Annotated in this window: 9 protein-coding genes; 7 read left to right on the forward strand and 2 right to left on the reverse strand. The window is 58.3% G+C overall.

The window, feature by feature from the left end:
- Positions 1–10: 10 nt before the first annotated feature.
- On the reverse strand, positions 11–1,351 hold the full coding sequence (locus FHW77_RS18975) for a nucleotide sugar dehydrogenase (RefSeq protein WP_004443682.1): 1,341 nt from the start codon (positions 1,349–1,351) through the stop codon (positions 11–13).
- 127 nt (positions 1,352–1,478) lie between these two features.
- Between FHW77_RS18975 and FHW77_RS18980 the strand changes: the two genes are divergently transcribed.
- Both FHW77_RS18980 and FHW77_RS18985 read left to right on the forward strand, forming a co-directional pair.
- Positions 1,479–2,576, forward strand: a complete 1,098-nt coding sequence (locus tag FHW77_RS18980; RefSeq protein WP_111813927.1) for a glycosyltransferase family 4 protein — start codon at positions 1,479–1,481, stop codon at positions 2,574–2,576.
- Positions 2,573–3,316 (forward strand): polysaccharide deacetylase family protein, encoded by a 744-nt coding sequence (locus FHW77_RS18985; protein ID WP_004443687.1) that lies wholly within the window; start codon positions 2,573–2,575, stop codon positions 3,314–3,316. Before FHW77_RS18980 ends, FHW77_RS18985 begins: the two co-directional genes overlap by 4 nt.
- Here FHW77_RS18985 and FHW77_RS18990 read toward each other — a convergent pair.
- A complete protein-coding gene (locus tag FHW77_RS18990; RefSeq protein ID WP_004443690.1) occupies positions 3,308–4,270 on the reverse strand; it encodes a glycosyltransferase family 32 protein in 963 nt (320 codons plus the stop codon). The two genes, FHW77_RS18985 and FHW77_RS18990, sit on opposite strands and share 9 nt — an antisense overlap.
- Before the next feature lie 210 nt (positions 4,271–4,480).
- Between FHW77_RS18990 and FHW77_RS18995 the strand changes: the two genes are divergently transcribed.
- From FHW77_RS18995 to FHW77_RS19015, 5 genes are all read left to right on the forward strand, one after another.
- Positions 4,481–6,373 (forward strand): ABC transporter ATP-binding protein, encoded by a 1,893-nt coding sequence (locus FHW77_RS18995; RefSeq protein ID WP_004443693.1) that lies wholly within the window; start codon positions 4,481–4,483, stop codon positions 6,371–6,373.
- Positions 6,370–8,271: an ABC transporter substrate-binding protein gene (locus FHW77_RS19000; RefSeq protein WP_004443696.1), complete on the forward strand. Its 1,902-nt coding sequence runs from the start codon at positions 6,370–6,372 to the stop codon at positions 8,269–8,271. The genes FHW77_RS18995 and FHW77_RS19000 overlap by 4 nt, the downstream gene beginning before the upstream one ends.
- A 1-nt stretch (position 8,272) precedes the next feature.
- Positions 8,273–9,271 (forward strand): ABC transporter permease, encoded by a 999-nt coding sequence (locus FHW77_RS19005; RefSeq protein WP_004443698.1) that lies wholly within the window; start codon positions 8,273–8,275, stop codon positions 9,269–9,271.
- Positions 9,268–10,443, forward strand: a complete 1,176-nt coding sequence (locus FHW77_RS19010) for an ABC transporter permease (protein ID WP_004443701.1) — start codon at positions 9,268–9,270, stop codon at positions 10,441–10,443. The genes FHW77_RS19005 and FHW77_RS19010 overlap by 4 nt, the downstream gene beginning before the upstream one ends.
- A gap of 72 nt (positions 10,444–10,515) precedes the next feature.
- Complete coding sequence (locus FHW77_RS19015) at positions 10,516–11,724, forward strand: glycosyltransferase family protein (protein WP_004443703.1); 1,209 nt, start codon at positions 10,516–10,518, stop codon at positions 11,722–11,724.
- Positions 11,725–11,731: the final 7 nt, after the last annotated feature.

The raw sequence follows: 11,731 nt of genomic DNA on the forward strand, positions 1-11,731 counted from the left end.
CCGTCCGTTATCAGGCCTTGATGATGTGTCTTGCGGAAATGCCCCGGCGCGCGAAGGCGTTTCGCGTGTCGATGATCAGCGGAGCCCATTCGGCAAGGTCGGCATAGTCCACATTGTCATGGTCGGTCGCAACCAGAACAGCATCGAAAGCGCTGATGGACTGCCTGTCCCAGGAGACGGACTTCATGCCCATCAGGTGGCTGTATTCCCGTGTCTTCGGGATTTCGGCCACATGCGGATCAAAATAGGCCGCTTCGCCACCGCGCTCCTGAACAAGCTCGATGAGCTTCAATGAAGGGCTTTCACGAATATCGGGCACATTTTTCTTGTAGGCGAGACCGACGACCAGCACCTTCGAGCGGCTGAGCGCCTTGCCGGAATGGATGTCGAGCGCTTCCGCAACCCGCCCCACAACGTGGCGCGGCATGCCGGTGTTGATTTCACCTGCAAGCTCGATGAACCGCGTTGGCAATTCATATTCGCGAGATTTCCAAGTGAGATAGAAAGGGTCGATCGGTATGCAGTGACCGCCAAGACCGGGGCCGGGATAAAATGGCATGAAACCGAACGGCTTGGTTTTTGCCGCATCGATGACTTCCCATATATCGATACCCATGGCCTCGTAGACGACCTTAAGTTCGTTGACGAGCGCAATATTGACGGCGCGGAAGACATTCTCTGTAATCTTCACGGCCTCCGCCGTCGCATTGGTCGAGACCGGAACGATTTTCTTGACCACCGATCCGTAAAAAGCCGCCATCAGCTGCCCAGCGGCCTCGCCGTCACCCGCAACGACCTTCGGAATGGTCGACGTCTCAAAGTCCCGGTTGCCGGGATCTTCCCGCTCGGGGGAAAAGCCGATGAAGAAATCGATACCTGAGACGAGACCGGTGCTCTCCAGAATGGTTTTCACAATCCCATCGGTCGTGCCGGGATAGGTGGTGGATTCCAGCACCACAAGCTGCCCCTTGCGCAGATGCGCGGCAATGTCGTGACAGGTCTTCTCGACATAGGAAAGGTCTGGCTCGCGATACTTCGTCAGCGGCGTCGGCACGCAGATGGCGATCACGTCACACTCGGCCAGTCTGGAGAAGTCGCATGTGGCAACAAAGCCGTCATTTTGCCTGGCTCCTGCGAGCACGGCATCCGAAACCGCCTCGATATAGCTCTGACCCGCATCTATCGCAGTAATTTTACCGGGGTCGATGTCGAAACCGACAACCTTGAAACCAGCTCTGGCGATCGTCATGGCAAGGGGCAGGCCCACATAGCCGAGGCCGATTACGCCCGCTTTGGCGCTCTTGTTCTCAATGCTGGAAAGCAGGGCTTGGGAAATGTCTGGAGAAGTCAAAGCGTGTCACGCTCCGCGCATGTGCAAAAGATGTCTTTCAGTTGGCCAAGAATGGCGAGGCTGTCAAGGCTCCACACCTTCAAATTCCGGTTGACGCCAGAGGCACGACCAACGCACAACCATCCGCATGAAGATCGCCTTTTATTCGCCGCTCAAAGCACCCAACCACCCCGTTCCTTCCGGCGACCGGTTGATGGCCCGCCTGTTGATGCAGGCGATGGCAATGGGTAGCCATGAGGTTTTTGTCGCGTCCGAGCTGCGAAGCTTCCTTAGACAGCCGGATGATCCCGAGCGGTCGTCCCTCGCCGACCGGGCCGAACGTGAAGTAGAGACTATTGCGGAGCGCTGGCGGTTGCACGGCGCACCGGACCTGTGGTTTTGTTATCACCCGTACTACAAGGCTCCAGACCTGCTCGGACCGGAACTCACCAGCCGTTTCAATATATCCTACGTCACCGCCGAAGCATCCTATTCACCAAAGCGCAACGCCATGGGCTGGCAGGCAGTGCAGGACGGGTTGTTGTCGTCGTTGAACGAAGCCGCAGTCAATATCTGCTTCACCGAACGGGATCGCGAAGGGCTCGTACAGGCCTCTCCTGGGCTTCAATGGGCGATGCTCCCGCCTTTCATCGACCCCGCGCCCTTTCTCAAGGTTGTTCCCCAGCCGAAACGGACACGGCTCATCACCGTCGCCATGATGAGGGCGGGCGACAAACTCGAGAGCTATCGCGCCCTGTCGAACGCTCTCGCCCTGCTACCACAAGACCTAGACTGGACACTTGAGATCGTTGGCGACGGTCCGGAACGCGAGGCGGTGCAAGCCATGTTCAGCGGCTTCCCTGAAAATCGCCTCGTCTGGCACGGGCAAAAAGCCGCAGACGAGATCGCAGCGCTTCTCTCGAAAGCTGCCATTTATGTCTGGCCGGGTCACGGCGAGGCCTACGGCCTTGCCTATCTGGAAGCACAGGCGGCCGGCCTGCCCGTCATCGCCGAAAAAGTGGCGGGCGTTCCCGAAGTCGTAAAATCTGGCGCCACCGGATTACTGACACCTGAAAATGATAGTGCCGCTTATGCCGATGCGATCAAGGCCCTGCTTTACGACGACAGGCGGCGACAGGAACTGGCAAAAGCAGCCCGCCGGTTCGTCATGCATGAGCGGTCTCTGGAAAATGCCGCAACCAAGCTGAACGATATTTTGATGCAATCAAAGGCACGAAGATCATGAGTCTCGAAAAACTCGTCGCAGCACTGGACGAATGCGGACGTCGCGGCATTTCGGCCGATCTGTGGCTCAGGGACGACGATGCAGTGGACCCGACGGGGGCACTCGATACCCTGCTTGATCTTTGCGAAAGTTTCTCGGTTCCGGTCACCCTCGCGGTCATTCCCGAAACGACGACCCGCAGGCTCGCGCAGCATCTGGATGCCTCGGACATTGCCCAGGTGGCGGTTCACGGCTGGTCGCATACCAATTACGCCGGCGATGGACAAAAGAAACAGGAGCTTGGCCTCCACCGGGAACTTCCCCTCGTTCTCGACGAGCTGCAGTCCGGGCTGGAAAAACTCTACGATCTGCATGGACCGCGTGTCGTGCCCATGCTGGTGCCCCCGTGGAACCGCATCGACGCCCATATAGTGAGGGAACTGACAAGGCTTGGATATCGGGCCCTCTCCGTTTTCGGTCCGGAGAAGGACACAGCGCCGCCATGTCTGAATACGCATGTGGATGTGATCGATTGGCATGGCAGCCGCGGCGGCCGTGACCACGATGTCCTGTTTGCCGAGACGGCGGCCCGCATCCTGCGCGCTGCCGAGGAAGGCGGCACAATCGGCATCCTTACCCATCATCTCGTGCATGATGACACCGTCTGGCATTTCCTCCGGCGGCTTTTCGAGGTGACCGCACGGCACCGCGCAGCACGCTGGTGCTCCTCTAAAGACCTCGTCGAAGCAATCTCACCATGATTTCCAGGCGATCAGCAGCCCGCCGGCATCCTTGGCCAGATCCCGCCTGATCTCATCAACTGTATCAAACGGCGTTCGGTCCGGAACGGATGCCGCGACAAACGCTGCCGGTGCAAGGCTGATGCTTCCCTGCCGGGCAATGACGGTGAAAATCAACGGCCCGGTGGACCACCACGCCGGCGCGCGCGGCATTTCTTCGAGAATGTCGGGAAAGGCGGCCAGCATCTTGCGAAAGACCGGATGCGCAGCTGGAGCGGCAATGAAGGAATTAGCGAGAAGCATACTTCCCTGTCCGGTATTCCGCGGCGTTTTTTCATCAAACACCGTGAGACCCGCAAGGGGAAGGAATGAATCGAAACTCACGTCGTCGCGCGCCGGATACCAGTCGCAGTCGAGATAGATGCCGCCGAACCGCTCGAGCAGGATGTAGCGGGCGACGTCAACAGCACCCGGATAGTCGCCCTCGCTCAGCATCCTGTTAAAGACGCTATTCGCAAAAACCCCTTCCCGCTCAAGATCGGCTTCCCGCCAAAGGCGATAATCGTAGCCGTGCTTCAGCGCATGGGCAGCCCAGGCCTCGACCGACATGGGCGGCGATTTCTCACCAATCCATATCTGATGAATGAGCCTCGGCACATCCTCCCGGCTTTTGAGGTTTATTGTGCGGCGTTCTTCCACGGAAAATCGCGCATATTTTTCCAGCACCTGCGGGGGTGGCACCAGCGTATACTGATATCCGATCTTCGCGACCATATCGCCTTCGGCCTTGGCAAGACGCAGCCGTGCGGCATGCAGCCGGCGCGGCAGGCCGAGCACCGTCTGCTCTCCCATCAGATGCCCGTCCTTTGCTGCAACCAGCGATAAGAGAAGCGCGTTCGCCTCAGCATATTGGCCGTTATTCTGCAACTGACGCGCATCGTTCAGCTTGGCGTCGTAATATTTCTTGTCGGACATGGATCCTCGTTCGAAAGCTCCCGTCAGCATATTACGAAACAAGCGCGGTGGGGCAAGTCGCAGCATTTCGGAAGCCGGCTTCAAATTTGCTAAAGAATTCGATGTTTCAGAAGGATAGACAGACAACAAACCCTGCGATAACGTTGCTTTAAGCCCTCCCGAGCAATTGTCACAAGGCAACGATAAAGAGGCGGCAAGGAACCCTTTGGCATGAGCGCAGGCGCAGATTTGCTCCGTATCGAAAATCTGCAGGTCTCGTTTTCTCTCATGGGTGGAACGATCGATGCAGTCAGGGGGGCGAGCCTCCGCATTCTTCCGGGAAAAGTAACCGCATTGGTCGGTGAATCCGGCTCCGGAAAATCCGTCATTGGCCAGACGATCATGGGCATCCATCCCAAGACCGCTCGTGTGAATGGCCGCGTGCTGTTCACCGATCCGGAAAACACTGCGGGCGGTCCCGTCGATCTTTTGCAATTGCCCAAAGACGGCCGCGAAATCCGCGCCATCCGTGGCAACCGCATCGGGCTGATCTTTCAGGAGCCCATGACCTCGTTTTCGCCGCTGCACACCATCGGCAACCAGATTGACGAGGCGCTCAGAATCCACAGCATCCTTTCGCCGGCGGAACGTGCGGAAAAAATGTATGAGACACTCGATCTCGTCGGGTTTTCGAACCCGAAGAAGGTCGTGAACATGTATCCTTTCGAGCTTTCAGGCGGCATGCGCCAGCGCGCCATGATCGCCATGGCGCTGATCTGTCGTCCCGCGCTTCTGATCGCCGACGAACCCACGACGGCGCTTGATGTGACCATTCAGGCGCAAATCCTCAAGCTGCTGCGTGACCTGCAGAGCAGGCTGAATATGAGCATGCTGCTCATCACCCATGACCTCGGCGTGGTGGCGAACATTGCAGATGAGGTTGCCGTGATCTATCAGGGCGAGATCATGGAAGCCGGCACGGTCGATGATATCTTCAAATCGCCAGCCCATCCCTATCTCAAGGGTTTGATGGCAGCCGTTCCGCATTTCGACATGAAGCCGGGCGAGCGGCTGAAGGCGCTACGCGAAATCAACGTCGACCATGAAAGCCTGGTGGGCAAGAAGACCGCGACGGTCAACAAAACCCCTGGTCCGCTTTTGACCGTGGACAATATCAGCAAGACGTTCACGACGCGCAAATCGAGCTGGTTCCGCAAAGGTGACGCCAGCGCAACCAAAGCGGTAAACAGCGTCAGCTTTGAGATCCGTCGTGGAGAATGTCTGGGACTGGTCGGCGAAAGCGGCAGCGGCAAGACAACCGTCAGCAAAATCCTCATGCGCGCCGTTCGTCCGGATCAGGGTTCCGTCACCTTCCACCGTCCGCAGGGCGATATCGATGTCCTCAACGCCCGGGACGATGACCTGAAAGAGCTCCGGTCGAAGATACAGATGGTCTTTCAGGACCCGATATCGTCGCTATCGCCGCGCATGACCGTGGGAAACATCCTGAGCGAGCCGCTGGAAATCCACGGTCGGGGTGATGCGAAATATCGCTCCGAAAAAGTGCGCAATCTCGTCAGGGCCATCGGGCTTGGGGAAAGCGCGCTGAACCGTTATCCGCACAGTTTTTCGGGCGGGCAAAGACAACGTATCGGCATTGCAAGAGCCCTCGCGCTTGGCCCGGAACTGCTGATCTGCGACGAACCCGTCTCCGCTCTCGATGTTTCCGTGCAGGCGCAAATTCTCAATCTGCTGAAAGATTTGCAGCAGGATCTCGGGCTTACCTACCTCTTCATCTCGCATAATCTTGCGGTGGTGGATTATATGGCCGATCGCGTGGCGGTCATGTGCGAGGGCCGCATCGTGGAGCTGGCGCCACGGGAAATCCTGATGCGCGCTCCGGTGCATCCCTATACGAAATCCCTGCTGGCCGCCGTGCCTTTCCCCGATCTCGACCGTCCGCTCGATTTCCGCACCATCGGCAAGATCAGCGCGACGGGCAAATTCGACTGGGGCAAACAGTTCCGCGACGAGGGGGACGGCGAGATGGTATCGGCCGATCTTGGGGAAGGCCATTTCGTACTTGCGAACGGCAATGCCGACATGCGGGAGCTTCGCCCTTGATCACGCGTCGCACCGCTCTCGCTCTCTTGGCCTCCGTCTTTGTGCCGGCTTATGCGCGGGCCTCCTATACCGACCCCACCTATTTCAAGGAAAAGCGCGAAAAGGGCGAATTGCCCGACATCGCCGAGCGCCTGCCGAAAAACCCGCGCGTCATCGACATGAAGGCACTTGACCGAGAGCCGGGGAAACATGGCGGCTCGGTACGTATGCTCATTGGCGGCCAGCGCGACATTCGCCTGATGCCGATCAGCAGCTATGCCCGCCTTGTCGGTTACGACGAAAAATTCGAGCTTCATCCGGATATTCTGGAAAGCTACGACGTACAGGAAGAACGCATCTTCACCTTCAGGCTGCGCGAAGGCCATAAGTGGTCCGATGGCAGTGATTTCACGTCAGAGGATTTCCGCTATTTCTGGGAAGATGTTGCCCTCAATAAGGAAATCCACAAGGGCGGTCCGCCGATCGAGCTTCTGGTCAATGGCAAACCGCCCCAGATCGAGGTCGTTGACCGGCTGACCGTGCGATACACCTGGGACGGCCCCAATCCGGATTTTCTGGCGAAACTGGCGGCCGCCTCGCCGGCGCGGCTGTTCTTGCCTGCCGCCTATATGAAACAGTTCCACATCAAATATCAGACGGCGGAAAAGCTCGCCAAGCTGATCAAGAAAAACAAGACAGACGACTGGAGCGGGCTGCATATCAAGATGTCGCGGCAGGTGCGCCCCGAAAATCCGGATCTGCCAACGCTCGATGCCTGGCGTAACACCACCGCGCCGCCGGCCGAACAGTTCGTGTTCGAACGCAACCCCTATTATCACCGCGTCGATGAAAACGGCCTGCAACTGCCCTATCTCGACCGCTTCCTGCTCAACGTCACCTCGTCGGACATCATCTCGGCCAAGACGGCGTCGGGCGATAGCGACCTGCAATATTTCGGCCTCGATTTCGCTGATTACACTTTCCTGAAGGATGCTGAAAAGCGCTTCCCCCTGAAAGTTAACCTCTACAAGCGCTCCCAGGGCTCGCGCATCGCGCTGCTGCCAAATCTCAATTGCGCCGACCCGGTCTGGCGCAGCGCTTTCCAGGATGTGCGTGTGCGCCGCGCGCTCTCGCTCGCGATCAACCGGCACGAAATCAACATGGTCTGTTTTTACGGGCTCGCGAAGGAAAGCGCAGATACCGTACTGCCGGAAAGCCCGCTTTACCGGCAGGAATTTGCGGACGCCTGGAGCGCTTTCGATCGCGCAACGGCCAACAGGCTGCTCGATGAAGCGGGTCTCGACAAGCGCGACAATGCCGGCCTTCGGCTCCTGCCTGATGGTCGACCCGCCTATATCATTGTCGAGACGACAGGCGAAAGCACGCTCGAAACAGACGTGATGGAGCTGGTGACGGATCACTGGCGACATATCGGCATTGCCGTTTCTGTCCGCCCCACCCAGCGCGATGTTTTCCGCAAGCGCGCCATGGGCGGAGAAGTACTGATGTCGGTGTGGATGGGTATGGACAACGGCGTGCCAACGGCCGACATGCTGCCTTCCGGCCTTGCCCCCACCGGTGACGACCAGTTGCAATGGCCGGTCTGGGGGATTCACTATCTATCCGGCGGCCGTGAAGGCAAAGAGCCCGATCTGCCGGAAGCGGCCCATTTGCTTGATCTTCTGAAAAAATGGCGTCGAAGCGTCACCGAGGAAGAACGTCAGGCAATCTGGCTGGAAATGCTTGGCGTCTATACGCAGCAGGTATTTTCCATCGGCATCGTCAACGGCGCGCTGCAGCCCGTCGTCCATGTCAAGCGCATGCGGAACGTGCCGGAAAAGGCGCTTTTCGGTTATGAACCCACTTCCTATCTCGGCGTCTACATGCCGGATAGCTTCTGGTACGACGGAGACGCCTGATATGCTGCGGTATATTCTGAAGCGCGTCCTCGTCATGATCCCGACGCTCATCCTGATCTCGATGCTGGTTTTCACCATCATCGAACTGCCCCCGGGCGATTATTTCGAAAGCTATGTCGCTGAGCTGCGCGCCATGGGCGAAACGGCAAATCTTGCCGAAATCGAGGAACTGCGCGTCCGTTACGGCTTCGATCAGCCCGCCCCGATCCGCTATTTCCGCTGGGCGACCGGCATGCTTGTCGGCGATTTCGGTTATTCCTTCGAATATCAGCTACCCGTGAGCGACGTGGTGGGAGATCGCCTGTGGCTGACGGTTCTGGTTTCCTTCGTCACCATCATTGTTACCTGGCTGCTGGCTTTTCCAATCGGCATTTATTCCGCCACACATAAATACAGCTGGGGCGATTACGGGCTCACCTTCCTCGGCCTGCTCGGCATCGCCATCCCCAACTTCATGCTGGCATTGATTCTGATGTACTTCGCCAACATATGGTTCGGCATCTCCATAGGCCATCTGATGGACCGGGAATATCTGAACCAGGCGATGAGCTGGGCGAAGTTCAAGTCGATCCTTGAGCATATCTGGATTCCCGTTCTCATCATCGGAACGGCGGGCACGGCCGGCATGATCCGCCGCCTGCGCGCCAACCTTCTGGATGAATTACAGAAGCAATATGTGGTCACCGCCCGCGCCAAGGGCCTGCACCCTTTCAGGGTATTGACCAAATATCCGCTGCGCATGGCCCTGAATTTTTTCATCTCGGATATCGGCTCAATCCTGCCTGCCATCATATCGGGCGCGGAAATTACCGCCGTCGTCCTGTCGCTCGAGACCACCGGCCCCATGCTCATCCGGGCGTTGCAAAGCCAGGACATGTATCTGGCGGGTTCGTTCCTGATGTTCCTTGCGTTCCTGACGGTGATCGGCGTTCTGGTGTCGGATATCGCCCTTGCCATACTCGATCCGAGAATCCGCTTCGGAGGTGGTAACGTCAAATGACTTCATCCATTCCGAATCCCGGCGAAGCCCTGCCGCACTATGTCTCGACCGCGCCCTTCGACCCGTCGCTGATCGAACCCAACACGTCTGGCATGGCGGCCTTCAGCAAAGCTTCGCAGTTGAAGCTCATGTGGTGGCAGTTCCGCCAGCACAAGATCGCGGTGTGGTCCGGCGCCTTTCTGGTGGTGCTTTACCTTTCTATTCTGATCTGCGAGTTCCTCGCCCCCTATAATCTCCACACACGCAATATCGAACACATATACGCCCCGCCCCAGGCCATCCACCTCTTCAATGACGGGAAATTTGTCGGCCCCTTCGTGTATGGCCGTGAAATGACGCTCGACATGGAAAATCTGAGGCGTGTCTACCGGGACGTGCCGACCGATATCCAGCCGCTGCGTTTCTTCTGCAAGGGTGACACCTATCGTTTCTGGGGCATGTTCGAGGGCAGAACCCATCTCGTTTGCCCGGCAGAAGGCGGTGAAATGTTTCTTCTCGGCACCGACCGCCTCGGGCGTGACGTGCTGTCCCGTATCATCTACGGCGCGCGCATTTCACTGACCATCGGCCTCCTCGGCGTCGCCATGAGCTTCGTTCTCGGGATTGTGATCGGTGGCCTGGCGGGATATCGCGGCGGCACGTTTGACCTGATTGTCCAGCGCATCATCGAGGTCCTGCAATCCATTCCCAGCATTCCGCTGTGGCTGGCGCTCGCGGCCATCATGCCGGTGACCTGGAGTCCGATCCTCGTTTATCTCGGCATCACCATCATTCTCGGCATGCTGGACTGGACCGGGCTAGCGCGCGCCGTGCGTTCAAAGCTACTGGCGTTGCGCGAGGAAGACTATGTTTTGGCTGCGCAATTGATGGGAGCGGGCACACCGCGTATCATTGGCCGACATCTTATTCCGGGCTTCATGTCCCATCTTATCGCCTCGGCCACCCTGACGATACCGGGCATGATCCTTGGCGAAACAGCGCTCAGCTTCCTGGGCCTCGGCCTGCGCCCCCCGATCACAAGTTGGGGAATTCTGCTCACGGAGGCGCGCAGCGTCAGCGTCATTGCGCTATATCCCTGGCTTCTCATTCCGACGATCCCTGTCGTTCTCGTCATTCTGGCCTTTAATTTCTTCGGTGACGGACTACGTGATGCTGCGGACCCCTTCAGATAAAATGGAATACACCTTGATAAACTGCCCTTCCGAAGCCGCCTTCATCGTGAAAGGCAAAAAGAGGTGTGGCCCATGAGCTCCCGTTTGAACGACGCGCGCATTCTCATGTACAGCCACGATTCCTTCGGTCTCGGCCATCTGCGGCGGTGTCGCACCATTGCGCATGCCCTGGTGGAGGATTATCGCGGTCTCAACGTCCTCATCATTTCAGGGGCTACCATTGCCGGTGCCTTCGATTATCGCGCCCGCGTCGATTTCGTGAAAATTCCGAGCGTCATCAAGCTACGCAATGGCGAATACACCTCGATGGACAGGCATATCGATCTTCAGGAAACGCTGAAGATGCGCCGGTCCATCATCTACCATACCGCCGAAAGCTTCCAGCCTGACATCTTCATCGTCGACAAGGAGCCCATGGGCCTTCGCGGCGAGGTGGAGGAAACACTCGCTTATCTCAAGGGACAGGGCACCAAGCTCGTCATCGGCCTGCGTGATGTCATGGATGCGCCGCAGCTGCTCGAGGCGGAGTGGAAGCGCAACAACGTCATGACCAAGATCGGCCAGTTCTATGACCATGTCTGGGTCTATGGCCCGCCGGATTTCCACGATCCGCTGACAGGGCTCGACGTTCCGCAGGCGGTGCGCGACAAGATGGATTTCGTGGGCTTTCTTCAGAGATCGAAGACACAGGCGGAGACCGCGGCGCATCGGCCGGAAGGCGATTATCTTCTCATCACCACAGGCGGCGGTGGCGACGGCAGTGAATTGATCGATGACGTCATCAACGCCTACCGACATGACCCGGAGCTGACGCACAAGGCGCTGGTCGTGCTCGGCCCTTATATGCCGGCGGATCAGCGCCAGCGCTTCATGAGCAGCGTGGCCGATATACCGCACATCGAAATCATCGAATTCGACAATCGTATGGAAGATCTCGTCGCTGGTGCGCAGGCCGTGGTCTCCATGGGCGGCTATAACACCGTCTGCGAAATATTGTCCTTCGACAAACCCGCACTCGTCGTGCCCCGCACGGTGCCGCGGGAGGAGCAGCTTATCCGCGCCAGCCGCGCATCGGAGCTGGGTCTTTTCGACATGCTCCTGCCGGAAGATGCCGAGAACCCCGCCAAGATGGCGGCCGCCCTCAAAGCCCTGCCGCACCGCGCGCCGCCATCCGTCAATTCGTGCCTGCTGAAGCTCGACGGGTTGGAAAACATATCACGCAGGATTGCCGAATGGCTGCCGCCCGAGGGCGACAAGACGCCGATCACGCTCAGCGCGTAACCCGGCC

Source organism: Agrobacterium sp. RC10-4-1, from assembly GCF_014138475.1.
Lineage (GTDB): Bacteria > Pseudomonadota > Alphaproteobacteria > Rhizobiales > Rhizobiaceae > Agrobacterium > Agrobacterium pusense.

Excerpts from the sequence above, each read along its gene's own strand:
- FHW77_RS18980 (WP_111813927.1), top strand. The coding sequence starts at position 1,479 with ATGAAGATCGCCTTTTATTCGCCGCTCAAAGCACCCAACCACCCCGTT.
- FHW77_RS18985 (WP_004443687.1), top strand. The coding sequence starts at position 2,573 with ATGAGTCTCGAAAAACTCGTCGCAGCACTGGACGAATGCGGACGTCGC.
- FHW77_RS18990 (WP_004443690.1), bottom strand. The coding sequence starts at position 4,270 with ATGTCCGACAAGAAATATTACGACGCCAAGCTGAACGATGCGCGTCAG.
- FHW77_RS18995 (WP_004443693.1), top strand. The coding sequence starts at position 4,481 with ATGAGCGCAGGCGCAGATTTGCTCCGTATCGAAAATCTGCAGGTCTCG.
- FHW77_RS19005 (WP_004443698.1), top strand. The coding sequence starts at position 8,273 with ATGCTGCGGTATATTCTGAAGCGCGTCCTCGTCATGATCCCGACGCTC.
- FHW77_RS19010 (WP_004443701.1), top strand. The coding sequence starts at position 9,268 with ATGACTTCATCCATTCCGAATCCCGGCGAAGCCCTGCCGCACTATGTC.
- FHW77_RS19015 (WP_004443703.1), top strand. The coding sequence starts at position 10,516 with ATGAGCTCCCGTTTGAACGACGCGCGCATTCTCATGTACAGCCACGAT.